Origin of the sequence: Nocardia huaxiensis, from assembly GCF_013744875.1 — a bacterium.
In the GTDB taxonomy this organism is placed as follows: Bacteria; Actinomycetota; Actinomycetes; order Mycobacteriales; family Mycobacteriaceae; genus Nocardia; species Nocardia huaxiensis.
This window is the reverse complement of sequence record NZ_CP059399.1, coordinates 8,094,957-8,119,010: the sequence shown is the minus strand read 5'-3', so window position 1 is coordinate 8,119,010 and position 24,054 is coordinate 8,094,957. Positions and strand designations below refer to the sequence as shown.

The following is a 24,054-nucleotide window of genomic DNA, read 5'->3' as shown; positions in this document are numbered from 1 at the left end:
TAGGTCAGAACGGTGAGGCCGGGAGCCACACACCCCTGGTCGTCCGTCGCGGGCACCGAGCCTGGCCAGATCGTGTCAACCCTGATCTGGAGGATCTCAACGCAATGGCCAAGACAATTGCGTACGACGAAGAGGCCCGCCGCGGTCTCGAGCGGGGCCTCAACGCCCTCGCCGACGCTGTCAAGGTGACGCTGGGCCCGAAGGGCCGCAACGTCGTTCTGGAGAAGAAGTGGGGCGCCCCCACCATCACCAACGACGGTGTCTCCATCGCCAAGGAGATCGAGCTCGAGGACCCGTACGAGAAGATCGGTGCCGAGCTCGTCAAGGAAGTCGCCAAGAAGACCGACGACGTCGCGGGCGACGGCACCACCACCGCCACCGTTCTGGCTCAGGCGCTCGTCCGTGAGGGCCTGCGCAACGTTGCCGCCGGCGCGAACCCGCTGGGTCTGAAGCGCGGCATCGAGAAGGCCGTCGAGGCCGTCACCGCCAAGCTGCTCGACACCGCCAAGGAGGTCGAGACCAAGGAGCAGATCGCTGCCACCGCCGGTATCTCGGCGGGCGACTCGTCCATCGGTGAGCTGATCGCCGAGGCCATGGACAAGGTCGGCAAGGAAGGCGTCATCACCGTCGAGGAGAGCAACACCTTCGGCCTCCAGCTGGAGCTGACCGAGGGCATGCGCTTCGACAAGGGCTACATCTCCGGTTACTTCGTGACCGACCCGGAGCGTCAGGAAGCGGTCCTCGAGGATCCGTACATCCTGCTCGTCGGTTCGAAGATCTCGACCGTCAAGGACCTGCTGCCGCTGCTGGAGAAGGTCATCCAGGCCGGCAAGCCGCTGCTGATCATCGCGGAAGACGTTGAGGGCGAAGCGCTTTCGACCCTGGTCGTGAACAAGATCCGCGGCACCTTCAAGTCCATCGCCGTGAAGGCGCCGGGCTTCGGTGACCGCCGCAAGGCCATGCTGGCCGACATCGCCATCCTCACCGGTGGCGAGGTCATCAGCGAAGAGGTCGGCCTCTCCCTGGAGACCGCCGGTCTGGAGCTGCTGGGCACCGCCCGCAAGGTCGTCATCACCAAGGACGAGACCACCATCGTCGAGGGCGCGGGCGACCCGGAGGCCATCAAGGGCCGCGTGGCGCAGATCCGCACCGAGATCGAGAACTCGGACTCGGACTACGACCGTGAGAAGCTGCAGGAGCGTCTGGCCAAGCTGGCCGGCGGTGTTGCGGTCATCAAGGCCGGCGCTGCGACCGAGGTCGAGCTCAAGGAGCGCAAGCACCGCATCGAGGACGCCGTCCGCAACGCGAAGGCTGCCGTCGAAGAGGGCATCGTCGCCGGTGGTGGCGTGGCCCTGCTGCAGTCGGCTCCGGCCCTGGACGCCCTGTCCCTGACCGGTGACGAGGCCACCGGCGCGAACATCGTCCGCGTCGCCCTCTCCGCCCCGCTGAAGCAGATCGCCTTCAACGCCGGCCTCGAGCCCGGCGTCGTCGCCGAGAAGGTCTCGAACCTTCCCGCCGGCCACGGCCTGAACGCCGACTCGGGCGAGTACGTCGACCTGCTGGCCGCCGGCGTCGCCGACCCGGTCAAGGTCACCCGCTCGGCGCTGCAGAACGCCGCCTCCATCGCGGCGCTCTTCCTCACCACCGAGGCCGTCGTCGCCGACAAGCCGGAGAAGGCCGCCCCCGCGGGCGACCCGACCGGCGGCATGGGCGGCATGGACTTCTGAGTCCAGCCTTCCGGCAACGGTTTTGACAAGACGGAGCCCGGCCACCGCGAGGTGGCCGGGCTCCGGCGCGTAGTACGGGCGTTCTGCCGGACGCAGTGGTCAGCGCGGCAGATATGGCTGTGGCGCAACTGGATTCGCGACGGAGCGGCGCGTACGAATCCACTTCCCGGTCGGCGGCACCCCGGCCAGGATCGCCGTGGCAATCGGCGGGCCGGACAGCATGAGCAAGAAGACGACCAGCGACCCGTCCACGGTGGTGCTGTCCACCAGGTAATCGGCGGTGCTCCAGACCTGCTGGGCAACCAGAGCCGCGCAGCCGGCGATGACCATGACTCGCCCGGCGGTCAACCGGCACAGCAGGAGGATCGCGCCGATCAGCAGAAGCGCCGCGGCGGGCGGCTGGAACACCATCCAACTCTGAATGCCGACGCGGGCGCGGATCTCGCTCGAGAAGCTCATGAACACCGAGAAGGCCGAATAGCTGCCCCATCCGGCCATCGCGCCGAGCCCGGCCGCGAAGGCCGCCGCGCACAAGCCGGTCACGAGTCCCGCTTGACCTGGCGGTGTCATCGGCGCGTACTGCGCTGCCGGGACGGCATACGCCGGGCGGCCGATCGGTCCGACGGGCTGGTTCATCGACTGCCTCCGCTGCTCGATTCATGATCATTTCGCTGCGGAAAATCTCCGGCATTGCCCTTAAGCGACGCTTGCGATCTGCCTAATGTGTGCGGTCACGCAGGCCGACGAGGTCGGCCATGAGGGTCATGTGGTGGGTGAAGTAGTCGGTGCGGGATTCGATGGTGCCTTCGAGGCGGCCGAAGATTTCGAAGGAGATGAGGCCGAAAAGTTGTGTCCAGGCGGCGAATACGCGGTCGAGGACTTCTTCGGGGAGGTCGGCGGTGTGTGGGTTGATCGCGGCGCGCTGGTCGATGAGGGTGCGGAGGTCCGTGCGGACCGGTGCGGGGAGCGGTGTGGTCAGGGGTGGCGGGTCGAGGCGTCCGGCGGTCGAAGCGGTGGTCGCGATGTCGGCGAGGAGCAGGACCACGGCCGAGGCGGGGGCGATGGTGTCCTGGGGGGCGGCGTAGCCGGGGACCGGATTGCCGTAGAGGAGGCCGTATTCGGTGGGGTGGGTGAGGGCCCAGTCGCGGACTGCGGTGCAGGCAGCCAGCCATTTGGTGCGGTCGTCGGAGTCGGGGGCGGCTGCGGCGGCGGAAGTGGCCGCGGCGCCGAGGGATCGGTAGGCGTCGAGGATGAGGGCGGTGAGCAGGTCGTCGCGGCTGGGGAAGTAGCGGTAGAGGGCGGAGGCGACTATGCCCATGTCGCGGGCGACGCCGCGCAGCGAGAGGTTTGCCCCGTCCACCGCCAGGCGTTTGCGGGCCGTCGATTTGATCTCTTCGACCATTTCGGTGCGGACGCGGGCGCGCAGGGAGGAGGCGGACATGTTCGCAGTGTAGAGAACAAGTAATCGTTTCGAGAACGGTGACTCGTAACAAGAACACTGTTCTTGACAGGGTTTCACCTCGGGATCTACTGTCGACGTGTCGCGAGAACACTGTTCTCGAAGCGGAACACCTGACAGGATCGAGGACCTCATGTCCCTGCACGTCGTCATCGGAGCCGGACCCGTCGGAACGGCCACCGCACTTCTCCTGGCCGAGCGGGGCGACGACGTCCGCCTCCTCACCCGGAGCGGATCCGGACCGCACCACGCCCGCATCACCCGCCTCGCCGTCGACGCCACCGATGCGGCTGCCCTCGCGGAGCATGCGGCGGGCGCGACCGTCATCCACCAGTGCGCCGGACTGCCCTACAACCGCTGGGCTACCGGCTTCCCGCCGCTCATCCACGCAGCGATCCGGGCGGCCGAAACCTCCGGTGCGGTGCTGCTCACCGTCGGAAATCTGTACGGCTACGGCGAATTCGACGGATCCGTCACCGAATCTACTGCGTTGCAGCCGAATTCGTCGAAGGGCCGGGTGCGGGCCGCACTCTGGACCGAGGCCCTGGCCGCACACGAGGCCGGTCGCATCCGCACCGCCGAGGTGCGCGGTTCGGACTATCTCGGAGCCGGCGCGAACTCGACCTTCACCGCCACCGTCCTGCCCGCCGTCGCCGCGGGAAAGACCGCCCTCTACCCCGGCGATCCGGACGTCCCGCACAGCTGGACCGCCATCGGGGATGTGGCCCGCACCCTGCTGGCCGTCGCCGACGACGATTCCGCCTGGGGTCGACCCTGGCACGTCCCCACCCCGCCCCCGATGTCGGTGCGCGCCCTGGCCGAACTCACGGCGAAGCTCGCGGACGCGAAACCCGCCCAGGTGAAGCGCATGCCGTCCGCCGTATTGTGGGCAGCCGGCCTGTTCAACGCGGACGCCCGCGAAATCCGTGAACTCCGCTACCAGTTCGACCGCCCGTTCGTGGTCGACTCGACGGCCGCCACGAACCGTTTCGGCATTCAGCCCACCCCGACCGAGGATGCCGTGCGCGCCACCCTCGCGGCACGCGACTAGAACGGCCCGGTCATGACCCCGACCCGGCTCCCCGCTCGGATCGCGGCGTTGCTGCTGGTGGCGGCCGTCGTGCTGATGAACGCCGGATTCTCCGGTCTAGGAAGCGTTTTCGACTATCCCGATGTGCTGTCGAGGCCGAGTGGTGAAGTGCTGGCGCTGTTCCGTGAGCATCAGGGTGCTGTCGTCACGTGGTTCGCGCTGCTGGCTCTGGGTGCTCTGCTTTTCGTGCCGATCGCGGTCCTGCTCGGCCGCCTGGATGATTCGCCGTTGATGCGATGGGCCGTGCGAGCGGGTGTCGCTGCCGGTCTGGTGCAGGCGATCGGACTGTTGCGCTGGCCGCTGCTGGTCCCGGGTCTTGCCGAGCTCGCGCTGTCGGAAGCTGAGAGTGGTTCCGCCACTTCGGCATTCGAGCTCTCGAATCGCCTGCTGGGTACGGCGCTCGGTGAAATGGGCGGATACCTGTTCACGGCGGTGTGGACGGTGATCGTCGCCCGCTGCCTGCACGGCCGTGGATTCCCACGCTGGTTCGCCGTTCTCGGGTACGCCACCGCGTGCGCGATCCTCACGGGTCTGCTGGTTCCGCTGGGGGTGCCGGGCGTTCAACAGCTCAACTTCCTCGGCTACATCCTGTGGAGCTGTTGGCTGCTGGTTCTGGCCCTGTTCTTGTTCCGCCGAGGTCCCGGACGAAAGTAGGTGATGCGGCCGGTAGTGGAGGGTGCACCATGAAACCTTCGCTACCGGTCGGTACGCTCGCCAGCGCGGGCCGATCCGGGGAGTTCGGCTCACCGAGGTCGGGGAGAGAACGCATGACAAATCCGCCACATCAGCAGCCGGGCGCGGGCATTCCACCGCAGCAGCCGAATCCTCCGCAGGATCAGGACCCGCATCCCACTCTGCAACTGCCGCCGCATGTGGCACCGCCGCCGGGTACGCCGCCCAGCCCGCCGCGACCCGGCTCGGCAGCCCCCGCCGGACAACCGGTCTCGCAGCCACCTCTTTCGCAGGATTCCCCAGCGACACAAGTATTTTCGCCACAGGGCGGCCACCCTGCCCCGCACCAGGGGCAACCGCGGCCCGAGCAGTCCTGGCAGCCTTCGGAGCCGTCCCAGCCCTCACAGGGGCAGAGCCGGCCGTGGCAGAGTCAGCCGGCCGGACCGCAGTTCGGTCAACCTCATCCTGGTCAGGCCGCTCCTGCTCAGCCGCAGTTCGGTCAGGCCGCTCCCGGCCAGCCGCACTTCGGTCAGTCGCAGCCGGGTCAGCCCCAATTCGGCCAGGTCCCGCCGCAGCCCGGTGCGGGGCAGTTCGGCCACTCGCAGCCGGGCCAGCCGCAGTTCGGTCAGCCGCAGCAGGCGCAATTCCGGTCCGGGCAACCGCAGCCCTCCCCGCAGCAGCCGGGTCAGCCGTGGTCGGGGCAGACTCCGCAACAGTGGGGGCAGCCGCAGCCGACGCCGCCGGGCAAGCCCGCGTGGCAGTCGCCGATCGTGCTGGGCGGTGTGGCGGTGGCGGTGGTGCTGGTCGTGGTGATCGGGCTCGTGGTCGCTCTAGGCGGTGGCGATGATCCCGCGCCCGCGGCCGCGACGACCGCGAACGCGACCCAGTTGGTCCCGGCGACCGCCGCACCGACCACCACCGCGCCGTCGACCACCAAATCGACCACGAAGTCGACCACCGCCGCCGCGTCGACCACTCCGATCCCGGCGGACGCGAAGCCGATCGTGGACGCGATGCCCGCCGCACTGCGAACCGCCGTGTCCCCGAACTTCGCCCGCACCAAGACTCCGGGGTACACCGACGATGATGTCTTCACCACGGGTGCCGAGTTTTCGATCCTGTCGTCGGATGCGCTGGTCTCAGGTCTGCTGGACCGTGCGAAGGATCCGCTGGTGATGGCGCACATCAGTACCGACCCGAGCAAGCTGCCGGGCCTCTGGCGCAGCAAGTTCCCGGATCGTCTCACCGAGAAGGGCGGCAAGCTGATCCGTTTCGACGAGAAGAGTTCGAGCGGCACGGTCGAGTACTTCAATCCGGACACCAAGCTCTATGTGGCGGTGACGAACATGAAGGACAAGGCGTCGGCCCTGGCGTTCATCGAGCGCGCCGGCCTCTGAGCGCGTCGCGGTTCACCCGATCGGGCTGGTCCACCTGCACAGGTGGACCGGCCCGCGGTCTTTCACCGGTTGGGGTGTCGTTCGGAGAGTGTGGCCGCCGCGTCGATGGGCCGGATGCCGAGGACCCCGGCGGCGACGGCGATGGCGGTCTGGATTCCCCTGTCGTTCGCGCGGTCGGCGTCGTAGAGCAGTTCCACCAATTCGATGGCCGCGATCGCCTGGTCTCTGGTGAGGAGCCGGCCCGGCAGCCAGCTGACGCGCCACACGGTTTCGTGTTCGCCGGGGATTCTTTCCGCGAACTCGTCGACGACGGCGCTCGTGATGGACCAACCGCTGACGTACATGCCACATAGGGTGCGCCATCGGATGGTCCGAATATGGGTAAAAGACCGGATTCATGCGGTCTGACCAGCCGATTTGACTTCGCTTCGTCGCACCACGTAACTTATTCCAGGTCAGAGCGACACGGACACCGACCCGGAGCCCCAAGGGCCTGGGAAACGAGGTTGGACGAGGAGCGCCTGATGATCACACTGGTTCCACCCTGATCAGCGGATTTGGTTCTGCTGCGATGGCTGGGCTAAGCTGTAAAAAGTTGCCTCACGAACGAGCGGGACAAGCGCCCGGGAGTTCGTTTGTGCGTGTGTTCTTTGAGAACTCAATAGTGTGTCGATGAATGTCAGTGCCAATAATTTATTGGTTTCGGCATCCGCCCCCCGTGTGGGTGTCGAACATTTAGTCAGCTTAATTTCCGAGCTGGCGTTTATTTTGCTGGGTTTTCGGACTCACGTTTACTTCTGATTGCACTCTTCGGAGTGTGGTTGAGAGTCTTCAACGGAGAGTTTGATCCTGGCTCAGGACGAACGCTGGCGGCGTGCTTAACACATGCAAGTCGAGCGGTAAGGCCCTTCGGGGTACACGAGCGGCGAACGGGTGAGTAACACGTGGGTGATCTGCCTCGCACTCTGGGATAAGCCTGGGAAACTGGGTCTAATACCGGATATGAGCACCGAGTGCATGCTTGGTGTTGGAAAGGTTTACTGGTGCGAGATGGGCCCGCGGCCTATCAGCTTGTTGGTGGGGTAATGGCCTACCAAGGCGACGACGGGTAGCCGGCCTGAGAGGGCGACCGGCCACACTGGGACTGAGACACGGCCCAGACTCCTACGGGAGGCAGCAGTGGGGAATATTGCACAATGGGCGAAAGCCTGATGCAGCGACGCCGCGTGAGGGATGACGGCCTTCGGGTTGTAAACCTCTTTCGACAGGGACGAAGCGCAAGTGACGGTACCTGTAGAAGAAGCACCGGCCAACTACGTGCCAGCAGCCGCGGTAATACGTAGGGTGCGAGCGTTGTCCGGAATTACTGGGCGTAAAGAGCTTGTAGGCGGTCTGTCACGTCGATTGTGAAAACTCGCGGCTCAACCGCGAGCCTGCAGTCGATACGGGCAGACTAGAGTACTTCAGGGGAGACTGGAATTCCTGGTGTAGCGGTGAAATGCGCAGATATCAGGAGGAACACCGGTGGCGAAGGCGGGTCTCTGGGAAGTAACTGACGCTGAGAAGCGAAAGCGTGGGTAGCGAACAGGATTAGATACCCTGGTAGTCCACGCCGTAAACGGTGGGTACTAGGTGTGGGTTTCCTTCCACGGGATCCGTGCCGTAGCTAACGCATTAAGTACCCCGCCTGGGGAGTACGGCCGCAAGGCTAAAACTCAAAGGAATTGACGGGGGCCCGCACAAGCGGCGGAGCATGTGGATTAATTCGATGCAACGCGAAGAACCTTACCTGGGTTTGACATACACCGGAAAGCCATAGAGATATGGCCCCCCTTGTGGTCGGTGTACAGGTGGTGCATGGCTGTCGTCAGCTCGTGTCGTGAGATGTTGGGTTAAGTCCCGCAACGAGCGCAACCCTTATCTTATGTTGCCAGCGCGTAATGGCGGGGACTCGTGAGAGACTGCCGGGGTCAACTCGGAGGAAGGTGGGGACGACGTCAAGTCATCATGCCCCTTATGTCCAGGGCTTCACACATGCTACAATGGCCGGTACAGAGGGCTGCGATACCGTGAGGTGGAGCGAATCCCTTAAAGCCGGTCTCAGTTCGGATCGGGGTCTGCAACTCGACCCCGTGAAGTTGGAGTCGCTAGTAATCGCAGATCAGCAACGCTGCGGTGAATACGTTCCCGGGCCTTGTACACACCGCCCGTCACGTCATGAAAGTCGGTAACACCCGAAGCCAGTGGCCTAACCCTTGTGGAGGGAGCTGTCGAAGGTGGGATTGGCGATTGGGACGAAGTCGTAACAAGGTAGCCGTACCGGAAGGTGCGGCTGGATCACCTCCTTTCTAAGGAGCACTTCTCCAGAAACGCCTCACACAGGTGAGAGTGGTTCTGGCAGAGACAGTTTCGGACTCACACGTAGTCCGGCTGGAGCTCATGGGTGGAACACTGACAACCTCTCCCGCATACGGAGAAAGCCAAGTCTTTCTTCGCGGTTGATATATCGACACACTGTTGGGTCCTGAAAGAACAGACGTTCTTTCCAGGCAAAAAACGATCCGCTCGGATCTTCTGAGAAACCGCCGGCTTGCCGGAGAGGTCCTGAAATCAAATCTGAGTGGGTGTGTTGTTTGAGAACTGCACAGTGGACGCGAGCATCTTTGTTAGTAAGTGTGTAAGAGCGTACGGTGGATGCCTTGGCACCAGGAGCCGATGAAGGACGTAGGAGGCTGCGATAAGCCTCGGGGAGCTGTCAACCGAGCTGAGATCCGAGGATTTCCGAATGGGGAAACCCAGCACGAGTGATGTCGTGTTACCCGCGCCTGAATATATAGGGCGTGTGGAGGGAACGTGGGGAAGTGAAACATCTCAGTACCCACAGGAAGAGAAAACAACAGTGATTCCGTGAGTAGTGGCGAGCGAAAGCGGAAGAGGCTAAACCGATTATGTGTGATAGACGGCAGTCGTTGCATAGTCGGGGTTGTGGGACCTACTTTCTAGATTCTGCCGAGTCTAGCGGGAGTAAGAAACCAAGTTGTTAGTCGAATTGGTCTGGGACGGCCAACCGTAGAGGGTGAGAGTCCTGTAGACGAAAACATCTTGGCTTCCGTAGTAGGCACCCGAGTAGCAGCGGGCCCGTGAAATCTGCTGTGAATCTGTCGGGACCACCCGATAAGCCTGAATACTACCTGGTGACCGATAGCGGACTAGTACCGTGAGGGAAAGGTGAAAAGTACCCCGGGAGGGGAGTGAAATAGTACCTGAAACCGTGCGCTTACAATCCGTCAGAGCCCTCATTGTGGGGTGATGGCGTGCCTTTTGAAGAATGAGCCTGCGAGTCATCGGTGTGTGGCGAGGTTAACCCGTGTGGGGGAGCCGTAGCGAAAGCGAGTCCGAATAGGGCGAGTGAGTCGCACACTATGGACCCGAAGCGGAGTGATCTACCCATGGCCAGGGTGAAGCGACGGTAAGACGTCGTGGAGGCCCGAACCCACTTAGGTTGAAAACTGAGGGGATGAGCTGTGGGTAGGGGTGAAAGGCCAATCAAACTCCGTGATAGCTGGTTCTCCCCGAAATGCATTTAGGTGCAGCGTCGCGTGTTTCTCACCGGAGGTAGAGCTACTGGATGGCCTAGGGGGCCCACAAGCTTACCGAAGTCAGCCAAACTCCGAATGCCGGTGAGTGAGAGCGCGGCAGTGAGACTGTGGGGGATAAGCTTCATAGTCGAGAGGGAAACAGCCCAGATCGCCGGCTAAGGCCCCTAAGCGTGTACTAAGTGGAAAAGGATGTGGGGTCGCGAAGACAACCAGGAGGTTGGCTTAGAAGCAGCCACCCTTGAAAGAGTGCGTAATAGCTCACTGGTCAAGTGATCCTGCGCCGACAATGTAGCGGGGCTCAAGTACACCGCCGAAGCCGCGGCATTCACACATTATCCCGCCTTCGGGCCAGGAGTGTGGATGGGTAGGGGAGCGTCGTGTAGCCAGGGAAGCGGCGGAGTGATCCAGCCGTGGAGGCTGCGCGAGTGAGAATGCAGGCATGAGTAGCGAAAGACGAGTGAGAAACTCGTCCGCCGAATGACCAAGGGTTCCTGGGCCAGGTTAATCCGCCCAGGGTGAGTCGGGACCTAAGGCGAGGCCGACAGGCGTAGTCGATGGACAACGGGTTGATATTCCCGTACCCGTGTATCCGCGCCCAATGGCGAATCAGTTGTGCTAAGTATCCAAAAGCGGATGGACCTCCTTCGGGAGGCCGGAAGTGGCTGCATACGACCCTGGCTGTAGTAGTCAAGCGATGGGGTGACGCAGGAAGGTAGCTGGGCCAGGTGATGGAATACCTGGTGTAAGCCTGTAGGGCGTGGTGTAGGCAAATCCGCACCGCATACAGCCTGAGAGGTGATGCGTAGCCGATTGAGGCGAATTCAGTGATCCTATGCTGCCGAGAAAAGCCTCTAGTGAGTTGATACACGGCCCGTACCCCAAACCGACACAGGTGGTCAGGTAGAGAATACCAAGGCGATCGAGATAACTGTGGTTAAGGAACTCGGCAAAATGCCCCCGTAACTTCGGGAGAAGGGGGACCTTGCTTGGTGACATCCCTTGCGGATCGAGCTGAGTGAGGTCGCAGAGACCAGAGAGAAGCGACTGTTTACTAAAAACACAGGTCCGTGCGAAGTCGTAAGACGATGTATACGGACTGACGCCTGCCCGGTGCCGGAAGGTTAAGAGGACCGGTTAGCGCTTCGGCGCGAAGCTGAGAATTTAAGCCCCGGTAAACGGCGGTGGTAACTATAACCATCCTAAGGTAGCGAAATTCCTTGTCGGGTAAGTTCCGACCTGCACGAATGGCGTAACGACTTCTCTGCTGTCTCAACCACAGACTCGGCGAAATTGCAGTACGAGTAAAGATGCTCGTTACGCGCGGCAGGACGAAAAGACCCCGGGACCTTCACTATAGCTTGGTATTGGTGTTCGGTACGGTTTGTGTAGGATAGGTGGGAGACTGTGAAGCAGACACGCCAGTGTTTGTGGAGTCGTCGTTGAAATACCACTCTGATCGTATTGGACCTCTAACCTCGGACCCTGATCGGGTTCAGGGACAGTGCCTGGTGGGTAGTTTAACTGGGGCGGTTGCCTCCCAAAATGTAACGGAGGCGCCCAAAGGTTCCCTCAGCCTGGTTGGCAATCAGGTGTCGAGTGCAAGTGCACAAGGGAGCTTGACTGTGAGACCGACAGGTCGAGCAGGGACGAAAGTCGGGACTAGTGATCCGGCACCGGCAAGTGGAAGCGGTGTCGCTCAACGGATAAAAGGTACCCCGGGGATAACAGGCTGATCTTCCCCAAGAGTCCATATCGACGGGATGGTTTGGCACCTCGATGTCGGCTCGTCGCATCCTGGGGCTGGAGTAGGTCCCAAGGGTTGGGCTGTTCGCCCATTAAAGCGGCACGCGAGCTGGGTTTAGAACGTCGTGAGACAGTTCGGTCTCTATCCGCCGCGCGCGTCAGAAACTTGAGGAAGGCTGTCCCTAGTACGAGAGGACCGGGACGGACGAACCTCTGGTGTGCCAGTTGTTCCGCCAGGAGCACGGCTGGTTTGCTACGTTCGGAAGGGATAACCGCTGAAAGCATCTAAGCGGGAAGCCTGTTCCAAGATGAGGTTTCTCACCCACTTGATGGGGTAAGGCCCCCGACAGACCATCGGGTTGATAGGCCGGAACTGGAAGCCAGGTAACTGGTGCAGGTGACCGGTACTAATAGGCCGAGGACTTACCAACAAAGAAGCTACGCGTCCACTGTGCGGTATCTGAAACAACACACACCGTGTGTTGAGGGTTCACCCTCGACGACGGTGGGGAGTTTCAGCGGGGGTTACACCCCCGGAAACCCCCTTAGTTTCATAGAGTTACGGCGGCTATAGCGGTGGGGAAACGCCCGGTCCCATTCCGAACCCGGAAGCTAAGGCCACCTGCGCCGATGGTACTGCACTCGACAGGGTGTGGGAGAGTAGGACACCGCCGGAACATCATTCGCGAAACCCCCTGACCTCGGTCAGGGGGTTTCTGCGTTCTACGACTATTTCGTCCGTATTTGGTTGTCCCCCTTCGGAGTTGTCGGACAGCCCTACCGCTAGGGTGATTCGAATGCGCCTCGTGATTGCTCGTTGCCAGGTGGACTACGTCGGTCGCCTCACCGCCCATCTGCCGATGGCCCGCCGCCTGATTCTGACGAAGGCGGACGGTTCGGTGCTGGTGCACTCCGACGGCGGCTCCTACAAGCCGTTGAACTGGATGAGCCCCCCGTGCTGGCTGGAGGAACGCGAAAGCGATTCGGAGACAGCGAAAGCCCTGTGGGTGGTCACCAACAAGGCCGGCGAGGAACTCCGCATCACCATCGAGGAGATCGAGCACGATTCCTCGCACGAACTCGGCGTGGATCCCGGCCTCCAGAAGGACGGCGTGGAAGCCCACCTCCAGGAACTTCTGGCCGAGCACATCGAAACCCTCGGCCCCGGTTACACATTGATCCGCCGTGAGTACATGACCGCCATCGGCCCGGTCGACATCCTCTGCCGCGACGCCGACGGTGCGACGGTCGCCGTCGAGATCAAACGCCGCGGCGAGATCGACGGTGTCGAACAGCTGACCCGCTACCTCGAACTGCTCAACCGCGACCCCCTCCTGGCCCCCGTCGCCGGCGTCTTCGCCGCCCAGCAGATCAAGCCCCAGGCCAAAGTTCTCGCCACCGACCGTGGAATCCGCTGCCTGACCCTGGATTACGACGCTCTCCGTGGCACCGAGAGCGACGAATTCCGCCTGTTCTAACCTCGATACCATGCCCCGCCGGAAACCTCGCCCCAAGGACCCGGCGCGGTTCCAGTCGGAGCCGCGCCCCATCGGCGACGTCTTCGGCCGCACCGAGGACGGCCCCGACGGCGAAACCTATGTCGTACGAACGGTTCCCGGCACCCGCGCGGTGAAGCGCTACCGCTGCCCCGGCTGCGATCAGGAGATCATGCCCGGCGTCGCGCACATCGTCGCCTGGCAGGCCCATGGCGGCGAGGACGACCGCCGGCACTGGCACACCGGCTGCTGGCGTGGCCGCCGCACCCGCACCATTACCCGGAAGTGGTCATGAGCCGTAAGAACCTGGTCGGCGGCAAGACCCTGCTGTGGATGATTCCGGTCGCGCTGGGTGCGTTGCTGGTCGGCGCGCTGGGTTTCAATGCCGGCTGGTGGGTCGGGGTCTGGCTGGATCTCGAGCCGCTCGGTCTCATCACCGGCTTTGCGGGGGTGTTCGTCGCGATCCAGCTGTGGATCCTGCTGCTGGGTGTGGCCTGGCGTCAGCGGCGCGATTACCTGCGCCGTGCGGGCGCGAAGACGTTGGGAACCGTGTCGGAGGTCCGGTACCGGAAGTTCGATGGCCGTCACATCCCCTATTCCGATACGCATCGGGTCCGCGTCCATGCCGATTTCACGCACCCGGAGACGGGCGAGGAGTACCGGATCCGCAAGGAGTATCGGTATCCGCATTGGCGTGAATCCACGGCGAAGGCGCTGTTGGCGCAGTTCCCGGCGGGCACGCACATCCCGCTGCTGGTGCGCGGCAACTACGCCGCCTTCGACATTCCGGAACGTCCCGTGTGGGCGGATATCTGGTGATCGGGAGCCCCCAGAAATGAGGGGCCGATTCCCGCCGCTGGGGATGTCGCCGCTCACTACAGTTCCCCTGGACTGAAACGTCTGCATTTCATAGGGAGTTGTCGTGAGAACGAACCGAATCGCCTTGGCTGCGGCGAGCTTTGCCGCAATCGCTGCCACCTGGGCAGGAACCCCGGTGGCCGCCGCGGACGTCGTGAGCGTGACCGCCGTCGGCGAGGTCCTGGGCATCGGTGACTGGAGTATCCAGGTCGTCACCGACAATTGCTCGCCCGTGTGGGTGTTCGACAATGGCACGCTGATCACCGATCAGCCGCTCGTCCCCAAGGCTGTTCCCTTCGATTCCTGCAGCCCCACAGCGAACTTCGCGAGCATGGGCTGGTACCCGACCACCAAGGGGACGCACCGTGTCGTCGCGGAACAGCGCGATGCCTCCGGGCGGGTCGTGAGTTCGAAGTCGACGGAGTATGTGGTGACCGAGATTCCGTGCGGGCCCAGCAGTGGCAGTGCCTGCAGCGTCATCTCCGCTCTCACCTCCGGCAGTTCCTCCGGCGGCTCCTAGTCCGCCCATAAGGAAGGCCGCTCCCTGCTGGGAGCGGCCTTCGGATGAATTATGTTGTCGCCCGGTCGGATTCGGTTAACTACGAGACGTCGGCGTTTTCGCGCTCTTCGTCGACGACCTCTTCCTCGCGGTCGGTGATGGCCTTGCGGCCGCCCTTGTTCAGCGAGCGCTGTTCGGGGGCGCCGTCGAGCAGTTCGCTTTCGCGGTTGACCGCCGCCAGCATGGCCGGGACGGAGTCGAGCTGGCCGCGGATGCCGAGCAGCTGGGCCAGGACGCGGCCGCGCAGGACGCGCATTTCTTCGGCCAGTTCCTTGGCGTGCGCGATCTTGCGGTCGGCGGTGTTGGTGGCCGAGGTGATGAGGCGGTTGGCCTCGTCGGTGGCGTCCTTGATGCGCTGGGCGGCCTCGGCTCGGGAGGTGGCCTCGAGCTCCTCCATGGCGCGGGTGAGCTTGGTGCGGCGCTCGGCCATGGTGACCTCGAAGTCCTGCTGCGTGGCCTTGCGCTTGGCCTCGGACTCCTTGGTGAGGCGGTCGGCCTCGGCGTTGGCGGCCTCGACGATCTTGGCGGACTCGGAACGCGCGTTGGCGAGGGTCTGCTCGAACTCGATTTCGAGGGCTTCGCGCTTCTCCTTGGTCTCGGAGAGGAGCGATTCGTACTTACCGCGCATTTCGGTCGCCTGCTGTTCGGCGATCGAAATCATTTCGGCGGCCTCGGCCTGGGCCTGCGCACGGACCTCGGAGGCCTCGTCGGAAGCCAGGCGCAGCATGCGGGAGATGCGGTCCGACATGCCCTCGGCGGTGGTCGGCGGCACGGACAGCCGGTCGACCTCCTTGCGGAGCTCGTCGATCTCGTCGCGGGCGTCCTCCAGCTGGGCCGCCAGGTTGCGGGCCTGGGCTGCGGCGGCATCGCGATCGGTGGCGGTGACCCTTAGCTCGGCGTCGAAACGGTCGAAGTAGTTACGCACCTCGTCACGGTCATAGCCCTTCCGCACGACGGTAAAGGGCAGTGCAACGAAGCGATTACGATCGGGCTCAGTGGACGACATGACCCACAAAATACAGCCTGTCGACCACCGATGGTGACCCGACCGCGAATGTTGTTACAGGGTCTTTAGTCTCGCTGATCCCGGTACTAGTGGGTAGATTTCGCGGAGGGTTCCACGAGTTCGACCAGCACACCGCCAGCATCCTTCGGATGGATGAAATTGATGCGGGAACCAGCGGTTCCGGCGCGCGGGGCCTCGTACAGCAAACGCAAGCCCCGTGTACGCAGATACGTGGCGACAGCATCGATATCGGTCACGCGATAGGCGAGCTGCTGCAGGCCAGGCCCGTTTCGATCAATGAACTTGGCGATCGTGGACGCCTCGTTCAAGGGTGCCAGCAACTGCAGGGCGACCGAGCCTTCCGGTGCGCTCGCAAACGACAGCATGGCCTCGTGAACGCCCTGCGCTTCGTTGATCTCGCGATGCGTCTCGACCATCCCGAGATTGTCTCGGTACCAGGCCACAGCGGAATCGAGATCCGGCACCGCGATGCCCACATGATCGACGGCCGTGACGTATTCGGCGGGGATGAATTCGGTGTTCTCGGTGTTGCTCACAACTGGAACGGTAGCGCGCACCTGAAGGCGGCTGCCCGCAGCGCACCGGTTACCTTTGAGTAGTGCTCCGAAGGTTGGCGGAGCAGGGACATTACAACGTAAGCGAGGGCTCAACGTGACCACCACCGTCATCGTCTCCGGCGCGCGCACCCCGGTGGGCCGGCTGCTCGGCTCCCTGAAGGACTTCAGCGGCTCCGATCTCGGCGGCTTCGCCATCAAGGCGGCCCTGGAGAAGGGCGGCGTCCAGCCGGAGCAGGTCGATTACGTGATCATGGGCCAGGTGCTCACCGCGGGCGCGGGCCAGATCCCGGCCCGGCAGGCGGCCGTCGCCGCGGGCATCCCGATGGACGTCCCGGCCCTCACCCTGAACAAGGTGTGCCTGTCCGGCATCAATGCGATTGCATTGGCGGATCAGCTGATTCGCGCCGGTGAGTACGAGATCGTGGTCGCCGGCGGCCAGGAATCCATGACCCGCGCCCCGCACATGCTGGAGAAGAGCCGCGAGGGCTTCAAGTACGGCGACGTGACCCTGCGCGACCACATGGCCTACGACGGCCTGCACGACATCTTCACCGATCAGGCCATGGGCGCGCTCACCGAGCAGCGCAATGCCACCGACACCATCACCCGCGAGGAGCAGGACGCCTTCGCCGCCGCCTCGCACCAGAAGGCCGCCGCCGCCTGGAAGAACGGCGTCTTCGAGGACGAGGTCGTGCCGGTGTCCATCCCGCAGCGCAAGGGCGACCCGATCGTCTTCGCGCAGGACGAGGGCATTCGCGCCGACACCACGGTCGAGTCGCTGGGCAAGCTGCGTCCGGCCTTCTCCAAGACCGGCACCATCACCGCGGGCACCGCCTCGCAGATCTCCGACGGCGCGGCCGCCGTGGTCGTGATGAGCAAGGCCAAGGCCGAGGAGCTGGGGCTGAGCTGGATCGCCGAGATCGGCGCGGCCGGCGTGGTCGCCGGTCCGGACTCGACCCTGCAGGATCAGCCCGCCAACGCCATCGCGAAAGCCTGTGCGAAGGAAGGCATTTCGCCGGCCGACCTGGATCTGGTCGAGATCAACGAGGCGTTCGCGGCGGTCGGCATCGCCTCCACCCGCAAGCTGGGCATCGACGCCGACAAGGTGAACGTCAACGGTGGCGCCATCTCCATCGGCCACCCGCTGGGCATGTCGGGCGCGCGCATCGTGCTGCACCTGGCCCTCGAGCTGAAGCGTCGCGGTGGCGGCGTCGGTGCGGCCGCGCTGTGCGGTGGCGGCGGCCAGGGTGACGCGCTCATCGTCCGCGTGCAGTAGCTCGCGTATTCCGGGATCGACCGCCACGTCATCCCGGCGCGCTTCTTGGCCGGGATCCACACAGTCGGGGCAGCACTTACCCGCGTGGATCCCGGCCAAAAGCATGCCGGGATGACGGAGGGGGCATGCCGGGATGACGGAGGGGGCATGCCGGGATGGTGAGTGTGAGCATCTCCACGACAACGCGTCGTAGATGTACGGCACAATGGGCGGCATGGGCTTTCTCGATCTCGGCACTGTGGCCAAACGTTTCCGTTTCTTCGCGGTGCTAGAGGCGGTCTCCTGGGCCGGCCTGCTGGTCGGCATGGCGTTCAAATGGATTCCGAAGCTGCTCGACGCGCTGAATGTGATGACAGATCCGCAGATCGTCATCGGCGTGAAGATCTTCGGCCCGATCCACGGCGCGGTCTTCATCTTCTACCTGCTCGTCACGCTGCTCGCGGCGCGTGAGCTGGAGTGGAACCGCCGCACCACGCTGCTGGCCCTGGGTGCGAGCATTCCGCCCTTCTTCACCGTGTGGTTCGAGCGCTGGGCCATTCGCACGGGCCGGTTGGGCGAGCTGAGCGACGCCGTGAACCCGGTCCCCGCGCGTTCGTGACAGACTGGATGTCGTGACTCGACCTGCACGACGCCCTTCCGCCGCCGTCGCCGCCGCAATGTCCGGCGCGGTTGATCTGTCCGCACTGAAGCAGCCCGCCGCCGCGCCGGGTGAGGTGCCCGGTGGGCACGCCGTCACCGAGGCCGATTTCGAGACCAAGGTGCTGCGGCGCTCCACTCAGGTGCCGGTTGTGGTGGTGCTGTACTCGCAGCGCAGCCCGGGCAGCATCGAACTGGTGAAGCTGTTGGAGCGCTTGGCTTCTCAGACTACCGAGTGGGATCTGGCCACCATCGAGGCCGAGGCCAATATGCGCATCGCGCAGGCGTTCGGGGTGCAGGGCATTCCGACCGTGATCGCGGTGGCCGCGGGCCAGCCGCTGGCCGATTTCACGGGTAACCAGCCCGAGGCGCAGGTGACGCAGTGGCTGGCCGCGGTGGTGGATGCCGTGCGCGGCAAGCTGTCCGGCGACGGCGCGGCCGGCGAGGAGGAGCCGCAGGCGCCGGAGGATCCGCGTTTCGTGGCGGCCGAAGAGGCTTTGGAGCGTGGCGAATTCGATACCGCGATCGCCGCCTACCAGGCCATCCTGAATGCCGAGCCGGCCAATGCCGAGGCCAAGGCGGCGCTGCGGCAGGTACAGTTCATCGCCCGCGTGCAGGAGATCGATCCGGCGGCGCTGGCCAAGGCCGACGCCGATCCGGCCGATATCGACGCGGCGCTGGCGGCGGCCGATCTGGAGATGTTCAACCAGCAGCCGGATGCGGCCTTCGATCGCCTCATCGCGCAGGTGAAGCGCACCGCCGGCGATGACCGCACGCGGGTGCGCACGCATCTGCTGGAGCTGTTCGAGCTCTTCGATCCGGCCGAGCCGATCGTGGTGGCGGCGCGGCGCAAGCTGGCGACCGCGCTGTACTGAGTTCCGAATCTCGAAGTGCGGCAACGGGCCCCCGTCGGATGGACGGGGGCCCGTTGCCGTTCGTCAGTGCCCGTCGTAGCTGCCGGTGCGCAGCAGCAACCGGTGGGCCAGTGCGATGTTTCAGTCGGTTGGGGTGAGCCACAGGCCGCTGCTGGGCGGCAGCGTGACCACGGCGGAGGCGGGGCGGCCGTGCCAGGGTTCGGCGGTGGCGGTGACCGCGCCGAGATTGCCGATGCCGTTGCCGCCGTAGGCGATCGCGTCGGTATTGAGAATCTCGCGCCACTCGCCGGCGGCGGGCAGGCCCACCCGGTAATCGCGGTGTTCGGAGCCGGAGAAGTTGTAGAGGCAGGCGATGATCGAGCCGTCGCTGCCGTAGCGCAGGAACGACAGGACGTTGTTGTCGCGGTCGTCGGCGTCGATCCAGGCGTAGCCGCCCGGTGAGGTGTCCTGGCTCCACAGCGCCGGTTGTGCCGCGTAGACGGTGTTGAGATCGCGTACCAGCGTCCGGATGCCTTGGTGCAGTGGGTTTTCCAGCTCGTTCCAGTCCAGGCCGCGATCGTGGTTCCACTCCCGGAACTGCCCGAACTCCTGGCCCATGAACAGCAGCTGCTTGCCCGGATGCGCCCACATGTAGGCGAGCAGGGCGCGCACGCCACCGGCCTTGGTGAAATCGTCGCCGGGCATGCGCGTCCACAGTGTGCCCTTGCCGTAGACGACCTCGTCGTGGCTGATCGGCAGCACATAGTTCTCGCTCCACGCGTAGGTGAGCGAGAAGGTGATCTCGTTGTGGTGCCAGCTGCGGTGCACCGGATCGTGGGCCAGGTAGCCGAGCGTGTCGTGCATCCAGCCCATATTCCATTTCATGGTGAAGCCGAGCCCGCCGACCTCGGTGGGGCGGGTGACGCCGGGCCAGGTGGTGGATTCCTCGGCGACGGTCACCACGCCCGGATGATGTTTGTGCACAGTGGCATTCATTTCCTGAAGGAAGGCCACCGCCTCCAGGTTCTCCCGGCCGCCGTGAATATTGGGCTCCCAGTCGGGGCGGGAGTAGTCGAGGTAGAGCATGGCGGCGACGGCGTCCACGCGCAGGCCGTCGATGTGGAACTCTTCGATCCAGTACAGCGCGTTGGCGACCAGGAAGTTGCGGACCTCGGGCCGGCCGAAGTCGAAAATGTAGGTGCCCCAGTCGAGTTGCTCGCCCCGGCGGGGGTCGGCGTGCTCGTAGAGGGCGGTGCCGTCGAACCGTGCGAGGGCCCAGTCGTCGCGCGGGAAGTGCGCCGGCACCCAGTCGAGAAGGACGCCGATTCCTTTGCGGTGCAGGTGATCCACGAACCAGCGGAAGTCGTCGGGGGAGCCGAAGCGCGCGGTCGGCGCATAGTAGGAGGTGACCTGGTATCCCCAGGAGCCGCCGAACGGATGCTCGGCCACGGGTAGCAGTTCGACATGCGTGAAGCCGTGTTCCGCAACGTAATCGGCGAGTTGTTCGGCCAGTTCCCGATAGTGCAGCCCGTGCCGCCAGGAACCCAGGTGCACCTCGTAGACGCTCATGGGCGAGCGGGTCGGATCGCGGGCCTCCCGCGCCGCCACCCACTGCCGATCACCCCATTCGTGCCCGCTCTCGGTGACGACGGACGCTGTGGCGGGCGGTGTTTCGGTGCCGAAGGCCATCGGATCGGCGTGATCGACCGTGCGCCCGTCGGCCCCGTGCACCCGGTACTTGTAGCGGGTGCCCGCCCCGACCCCGGGTAGGAACACCTCCCACACCCCGGAATCGCCGAGCCTGCGCATGGGCGCGGTGTGCCCGCCCCACCCGTCGAAATCGCCGATCACGCTGACGCCCCGCGCATTCGGCGCCCACACCGCGAACGAGGTCCCGGCCACCTCCCCGTCGAGGGTGGTGTAGCGCCGCACATGCGCCCCCAGCGCCTCCCACAGCCGCTCGTGCCGTCCTTCGCCGAGCAGATGCAGATCCAGGTCCCCGAGGGTCGGCAGGAACCGGTAGCCGTCCGCGTCGACCGTGGTCTGCCCGCCCGGATACGACGTGACCACCCGGTAGTCCCACAGCTCCGGAAACGGCACCACGCCCTCGAATACCCCGTGCCCCACATTCTCGAGCGGATGGTCCGTCCCGCCGATCCGGGCGTGCACGGATTCGGCCTGCGGCCGCAGCACCCGGATGATCGTCCCGTCCGGATGCTCGTGCGCCCCCAGCACGGTGTGCGGGTCGGGGTGGGTACCGGCCGCGAGCAGCAGCAGGTCGCGCCGGTTCATCGGAACGAGCGTCTGTGTGCGAGCTCGGTGCGCAGGGCGGCGGGGACCGGCGGCAGGGTGAGGATGTGCGCCACCGCCCGTGCCGGGTCCAGGCGCACGTAATTGCTCTGGCCCCAGTGGTATTCCTCGCCGCTGAGTTCGTCGTGGACGACGAAACGGTCGTGCCATTCGCGGCCGATGGCGGGCAGATCGAGCGACACCATGCCCTGTTCCGGTCCGAAAGGATTGAGGTTCACCACGATCAGCACGGCGTCACCGGTGGTGGGATCGAATTTCGAGTAGGCGAGCAGGAAGTCGCTGTCGGTGTGGTGGAAGTGGATGCAGCGCAACTGCTGTAGCGCCGGATGTGCGCGCCGGATCTCGTTGAGGCGAGTGATCAACGGCTCCAGGGATTCTCCGCGTGCGGCGGCCGCGGTGAAGGGGCGCGGGCGCAGCTCGTACTTCTCCGAGTCGAGGTACTCCTCGCTGCCCGCGTGCACGGCCACATGCTCGAAGAGTTCGAATCCGGAGTAGACGCCCCAGGTGGGGGCCAGCGTCGCGGCCAGCACGGCGCGGATGGCGAACATGCCCGGCCCGCCGTGCTGGAGGCTCTCGTGCAGGATGTCGGGGGTGTTCACGAACAGGTTCGGCCGCGCCTCGTCGGCCTTGGCGGCCAGTTCGTTGCCGAATTCGACGAAGTCCCACTTGCTGGTGCGCCAGGTGAAATACGTGTAGGACTGGCTGAATCCGCGCCGCCCCAGCCCGTAGAGCCGGGCCGGGCGGGTGAACGCCTCGGACAGGAACACCACGTCCGGGTGGTCGCGGTGCACCTGCGCGATCAGCCACTCCCAGAAGTCGGCGGGCTTGGTGTGCGGGTTGTCGACGCGGAATATCTTGACGCCCAACCCGATCCAGTGCCGCACCACGCGCAGCACCTCGGCGTACAGCCCGTCCGGGTCATTGTCGAAGTTGAGCGGGTAGATGTCCTGATACTTTTTCGGCGGGTTCTCCGCGAAGGCGATGGTGCCGTCCGGCAGGGTGGTGAACCATTCCGGATGCGCCGCCACCCACGGATGGTCCGGCGCGCACTGGAGAGCCAGGTCGAGCGCCACCTCCATGCCCAATTCCCGTGCGGCGGTGACGAAGTCGGTGAAGTCGCGCTCGGTGCCCAGCTGCGGGTGGATGGCGTCGTGCCCGCCCTCGTCCGACCCGATGGCCCACGGCGAGCCCACGTCTTCGGGCTCGGCGGTCAGGGAGTTGTTGCGCCCCTTGCGATTCACCTTCCCGATGGGGTGGACGGGCGGCAGATACACCACATCGAATCCCATGGCGGCGATGCGCGGCAGATCCTCGGCGGCGGTCGCGAAGGTGCCGTGCACCGGTTTGCCGTCGGCATCCCAGCCGCCGGTCGAGCGCGGAAAGAATTCGTACCAGGCGCCGTACAGCGCGCGCTGTCGTTCGACCAGCACGGTGTGCTGCGGTCCGCCGGTCACCAGTTCGCGCAACGGGGTCGCGCGCAGGATCTCGCTCACCTCGGCGCTGAAGGCCGGGGCCACCCGTGCGGGCAGTTGCGCGTCACCGCGCAGCGCGACGGCCGCGGCGCGCAGGACTTCCCACTGCTTCTTCGGCACCGCCTGTGCGGCCCGATCCAGCAGCCGCGCCCCGATCTCCAGGTCATTGGCGAGATCGACCGCGCTCTGCCCGACCGCCAGCTTGGCCTCGACCCCGGATCGCCAGGTGGCGATCGGGTCGCTCCAGCCCTCGATGCGGAAGGTCCACGCGCCCGGCTTGGTCGGGGTGAACACGGCATTGAAGACATCCGGCTCGTACTCGGGCGTCATGCGAATGCGCTGTGTGCGTGACGATCCGGGCGCTCGGACGGCCAGCGTCGCCGCTACCGCCTCGTGGCCCTCGCGCCAGACGACGGCCCGCACCGGAACGACCTCACCGACCACGGCTTTCGACGGCCGGCCGCCGGGAATCGCGGGGGCGGTGTCATCGATGGCGATGCGGCCGGTCACGGAATCGAACTTACCGGGTGCCGTCCCGCGACGGCGTTCCGGACAGGTGTGGCGCGTGCCGGGCCCGCTACTGCTGACCCGGCTTCAGGAGCACGAACAGCCCGTTGGCCTCGGCGCAGAGCCGGTCGCCGTCGTGCAGGGTGGCGCGCACGAACACCTTGCGACCCTCGACGCGCTCGACCCACCCGTGCACCTGGAGTTCGGTGTTCAACGGCGTGATGGACCGGTAGTCGACGTGCAGATAGCCGGTGCGGGTGACGGCCTTGGTGTGCACGGCCGCCGTCATGCCCAGCAGATCGTCGAACCCGAGCGCGATGTGCCCGCCGTGCGCGGCATTGTTGCCGCCGAGATGGAAGGTGCGGAAGGTGATCCGCGCGTGCACGCCGTCGCGGCTCGCGGAGTCCACCAGGAACGGCGGCAGCGTGATGTTGCCCCGCGACGGCAGATCGGTGCGATGCCAGGTCGGTGCGGACCATTCGTCGACCACGGCCGCGTCGAGCTTGTCGTTCAGCTCCTTCAGCGTGGCGATCGCATCCTGCGCCAGCGCGTCGGTCGGACTGACCAGCCGGGCCTTGTCCATCAGCTCGCGTACCTGCTCGATCAGCTCCCCGTAGTGGGGTCCGCCGATCGAGTTGTCCCGGCCGAGTTCGGTCACCGGCCGGAACCCGCCCTCGTGATGCTCCTCGGACGGTTCGGTCGGAAGAGCCTCGACCTGCTGCTCGCTCATAAGAACACGTTATCGGTTGCTCGCGGTGTGCCGCCTTCGGGTAGCGGTAAACGCTCGTGTGAGCTGGTACCGGGTAGGGTCTAGC

The 24,054-nt window shown here is 65.0% G+C and carries 20 protein-coding genes and 3 rRNA genes; 14 read left to right on the top strand and 9 right to left on the bottom strand.

What is annotated here, in order from left to right; all coding sequences use genetic code 11:
- The first annotated feature begins 104 nt into the window (after window positions 1–104).
- Window positions 105–1,727 (top strand): chaperonin GroEL, encoded by a 1,623-nt coding sequence (groL, locus tag H0264_RS37180; RefSeq protein WP_181581870.1) that lies wholly within the window; start codon window positions 105–107, stop codon window positions 1,725–1,727.
- 99 nt (window positions 1,728–1,826) lie between these two features.
- Here the strand turns inward: groL and H0264_RS37175 are convergent, their stop codons facing one another.
- Both H0264_RS37175 and H0264_RS37170 read right to left on the bottom strand, forming a co-directional pair.
- Window positions 1,827–2,363 (bottom strand): hypothetical protein, encoded by a 537-nt coding sequence (locus H0264_RS37175; RefSeq protein ID WP_181581869.1) that lies wholly within the window; start codon window positions 2,361–2,363, stop codon window positions 1,827–1,829.
- 82 nt (window positions 2,364–2,445) lie between these two features.
- The gene (locus tag H0264_RS37170) at window positions 2,446–3,168 is read right to left on the bottom strand and encodes a TetR/AcrR family transcriptional regulator (RefSeq protein WP_181581868.1); all 723 of its coding nucleotides are present in this window, start codon (window positions 3,166–3,168) and stop codon (window positions 2,446–2,448) included.
- A gap of 151 nt (window positions 3,169–3,319) precedes the next feature.
- Between H0264_RS37170 and H0264_RS37165 the strand changes: the two genes are divergently transcribed.
- Window positions 3,320–4,237: an NAD-dependent epimerase/dehydratase family protein gene (locus H0264_RS37165; protein ID WP_181581867.1), complete on the top strand. Its 918-nt coding sequence runs from the start codon at window positions 3,320–3,322 to the stop codon at window positions 4,235–4,237.
- 12 nt (window positions 4,238–4,249) lie between these two features.
- Window positions 4,250–4,930 carry a DUF4386 domain-containing protein gene (locus H0264_RS37160; RefSeq protein WP_181581866.1) on the top strand — a complete coding sequence of 227 codons (681 nt, stop codon included), beginning with the start codon at window positions 4,250–4,252 and terminating at the stop codon, window positions 4,928–4,930.
- A 419-nt stretch (window positions 4,931–5,349) separates the two neighbouring features.
- Here the strand turns inward: H0264_RS37160 and H0264_RS37155 are convergent, their stop codons facing one another.
- Window positions 5,350–5,607, bottom strand: a complete 258-nt coding sequence (locus tag H0264_RS37155; protein WP_181581865.1) for a hypothetical protein — start codon at window positions 5,605–5,607, stop codon at window positions 5,350–5,352.
- Between the two features lie 111 nt (window positions 5,608–5,718).
- On the opposite strand from H0264_RS37155, the gene H0264_RS37150 reads away from it, so the two are divergent.
- Window positions 5,719–6,345, top strand: coding sequence for a hypothetical protein (locus H0264_RS37150; RefSeq protein WP_181581864.1), 627 nt, complete (start codon window positions 5,719–5,721; stop codon window positions 6,343–6,345).
- 62 nt (window positions 6,346–6,407) lie between these two features.
- Here the strand turns inward: H0264_RS37150 and H0264_RS37145 are convergent, their stop codons facing one another.
- Window positions 6,408–6,689: a hypothetical protein gene (locus H0264_RS37145; protein WP_181581863.1), complete on the bottom strand. Its 282-nt coding sequence runs from the start codon at window positions 6,687–6,689 to the stop codon at window positions 6,408–6,410.
- A 487-nt stretch (window positions 6,690–7,176) separates the two neighbouring features.
- Between H0264_RS37145 and H0264_RS37140 the strand changes: the two genes are divergently transcribed.
- From H0264_RS37140 to H0264_RS37110, 7 genes are all read left to right on the top strand, one after another.
- A 16S ribosomal RNA gene (locus tag H0264_RS37140) occupies window positions 7,177–8,693 on the top strand.
- A 319-nt stretch (window positions 8,694–9,012) separates the two neighbouring features.
- Window positions 9,013–12,118: ribosomal RNA gene (locus tag H0264_RS37135) — 23S ribosomal RNA — on the top strand.
- Between the two features lie 129 nt (window positions 12,119–12,247).
- Window positions 12,248–12,364: ribosomal RNA gene (gene rrf, locus H0264_RS37130) — 5S ribosomal RNA — on the top strand.
- Together the 16S, 23S and 5S rRNA genes form the textbook arrangement of a ribosomal RNA operon.
- A 120-nt stretch (window positions 12,365–12,484) precedes the next feature.
- Window positions 12,485–13,165 carry an endonuclease NucS gene (gene nucS / locus H0264_RS37125; protein WP_181581862.1) on the top strand — a complete coding sequence of 227 codons (681 nt, stop codon included), beginning with the start codon at window positions 12,485–12,487 and terminating at the stop codon, window positions 13,163–13,165.
- A gap of 10 nt (window positions 13,166–13,175) precedes the next feature.
- Complete coding sequence (locus H0264_RS37120) at window positions 13,176–13,478, top strand: ATP/GTP-binding protein (RefSeq protein ID WP_181581861.1); 303 nt, start codon at window positions 13,176–13,178, stop codon at window positions 13,476–13,478.
- Window positions 13,475–14,002: a hypothetical protein gene (locus H0264_RS37115; protein ID WP_181581860.1), complete on the top strand. Its 528-nt coding sequence runs from the start codon at window positions 13,475–13,477 to the stop codon at window positions 14,000–14,002. The genes H0264_RS37120 and H0264_RS37115 overlap by 4 nt, the downstream gene beginning before the upstream one ends.
- Window positions 14,003–14,105: 103 nt before the next feature.
- Entirely contained in the window at window positions 14,106–14,561 is a 456-nt protein-coding gene (locus H0264_RS37110; protein ID WP_181581859.1) for a hypothetical protein, read from the top strand.
- A gap of 79 nt (window positions 14,562–14,640) precedes the next feature.
- Here the strand turns inward: H0264_RS37110 and H0264_RS37105 are convergent, their stop codons facing one another.
- The gene (locus H0264_RS37105) at window positions 14,641–15,606 is read right to left on the bottom strand and encodes a coiled-coil domain-containing protein (RefSeq protein ID WP_181581858.1); all 966 of its coding nucleotides are present in this window, start codon (window positions 15,604–15,606) and stop codon (window positions 14,641–14,643) included.
- An 86-nt stretch (window positions 15,607–15,692) separates the two neighbouring features.
- Entirely contained in the window at window positions 15,693–16,163 is a 471-nt protein-coding gene (gene mce / locus H0264_RS37100) for a methylmalonyl-CoA epimerase (protein ID WP_231084241.1), read from the bottom strand.
- Window positions 16,164–16,278: 115 nt separating this feature from the next.
- Between mce and H0264_RS37095 the strand changes: the two genes are divergently transcribed.
- From H0264_RS37095 to H0264_RS37085, 3 genes are all read left to right on the top strand, one after another.
- Window positions 16,279–17,460 (top strand): acetyl-CoA C-acetyltransferase, encoded by a 1,182-nt coding sequence (locus H0264_RS37095; protein WP_181581856.1) that lies wholly within the window; start codon window positions 16,279–16,281, stop codon window positions 17,458–17,460.
- Window positions 17,461–17,665: 205 nt separating this feature from the next.
- Complete coding sequence (locus H0264_RS37090; RefSeq protein ID WP_181586111.1) at window positions 17,666–18,058, top strand: DUF3817 domain-containing protein; 393 nt, start codon at window positions 17,666–17,668, stop codon at window positions 18,056–18,058.
- 58 nt (window positions 18,059–18,116) lie between these two features.
- Window positions 18,117–18,971, top strand: coding sequence for a tetratricopeptide repeat protein (locus tag H0264_RS37085; RefSeq protein WP_181586112.1), 855 nt, complete (start codon window positions 18,117–18,119; stop codon window positions 18,969–18,971).
- Between the two features lie 120 nt (window positions 18,972–19,091).
- Here the strand turns inward: H0264_RS37085 and glgB are convergent, their stop codons facing one another.
- The 3 genes from glgB to H0264_RS37070 all read right to left on the bottom strand — a co-directional run bounded on the left by glgB (window position 19,092) and on the right by H0264_RS37070 (window position 23,969).
- A complete protein-coding gene (glgB, locus tag H0264_RS37080; RefSeq protein ID WP_181581855.1) occupies window positions 19,092–21,242 on the bottom strand; it encodes a 1,4-alpha-glucan branching protein GlgB in 2,151 nt (716 codons plus the stop codon).
- On the bottom strand, window positions 21,239–23,242 hold the full coding sequence (locus H0264_RS37075) for an alpha-1,4-glucan--maltose-1-phosphate maltosyltransferase (protein WP_181581854.1): 2,004 nt from the start codon (window positions 23,240–23,242) through the stop codon (window positions 21,239–21,241). Before H0264_RS37075 ends, glgB begins: the two co-directional genes overlap by 4 nt.
- 67 nt (window positions 23,243–23,309) lie before the next feature.
- Window positions 23,310–23,969 (bottom strand): PaaI family thioesterase, encoded by a 660-nt coding sequence (locus H0264_RS37070; protein ID WP_181581853.1) that lies wholly within the window; start codon window positions 23,967–23,969, stop codon window positions 23,310–23,312.
- Window positions 23,970–24,054: the final 85 nt, after the last annotated feature.

What these genes read in the sequence shown, in the direction of transcription:
- groL (WP_181581870.1), top strand. Translation starts at nt 105, where the DNA reads ATGGCCAAGACAATTGCGTACGACGAAGAGGCCCGCCGCGGTCTCGAG.
- H0264_RS37175 (WP_181581869.1), bottom strand. Translation starts at nt 2,363, where the DNA reads ATGAACCAGCCCGTCGGACCGATCGGCCGCCCGGCGTATGCCGTCCCG.
- H0264_RS37170 (WP_181581868.1), bottom strand. Translation starts at nt 3,168, where the DNA reads ATGTCCGCCTCCTCCCTGCGCGCCCGCGTCCGCACCGAAATGGTCGAA.
- H0264_RS37165 (WP_181581867.1), top strand. Translation starts at nt 3,320, where the DNA reads ATGTCCCTGCACGTCGTCATCGGAGCCGGACCCGTCGGAACGGCCACC.
- H0264_RS37160 (WP_181581866.1), top strand. Translation starts at nt 4,250, where the DNA reads ATGACCCCGACCCGGCTCCCCGCTCGGATCGCGGCGTTGCTGCTGGTG.
- H0264_RS37145 (WP_181581863.1), bottom strand. Translation starts at nt 6,689, where the DNA reads ATGTACGTCAGCGGTTGGTCCATCACGAGCGCCGTCGTCGACGAGTTC.
- nucS (WP_181581862.1), top strand. Translation starts at nt 12,485, where the DNA reads ATGCGCCTCGTGATTGCTCGTTGCCAGGTGGACTACGTCGGTCGCCTC.
- H0264_RS37120 (WP_181581861.1), top strand. Translation starts at nt 13,176, where the DNA reads ATGCCCCGCCGGAAACCTCGCCCCAAGGACCCGGCGCGGTTCCAGTCG.
- H0264_RS37115 (WP_181581860.1), top strand. Translation starts at nt 13,475, where the DNA reads ATGAGCCGTAAGAACCTGGTCGGCGGCAAGACCCTGCTGTGGATGATT.
- H0264_RS37105 (WP_181581858.1), bottom strand. Translation starts at nt 15,606, where the DNA reads ATGTCGTCCACTGAGCCCGATCGTAATCGCTTCGTTGCACTGCCCTTT.
- H0264_RS37090 (WP_181586111.1), top strand. Translation starts at nt 17,666, where the DNA reads ATGGGCGGCATGGGCTTTCTCGATCTCGGCACTGTGGCCAAACGTTTC.
- H0264_RS37085 (WP_181586112.1), top strand. Translation starts at nt 18,117, where the DNA reads ATGTCCGGCGCGGTTGATCTGTCCGCACTGAAGCAGCCCGCCGCCGCG.
- glgB (WP_181581855.1), bottom strand. Translation starts at nt 21,242, where the DNA reads ATGAACCGGCGCGACCTGCTGCTGCTCGCGGCCGGTACCCACCCCGAC.
- H0264_RS37070 (WP_181581853.1), bottom strand. Translation starts at nt 23,969, where the DNA reads ATGAGCGAGCAGCAGGTCGAGGCTCTTCCGACCGAACCGTCCGAGGAG.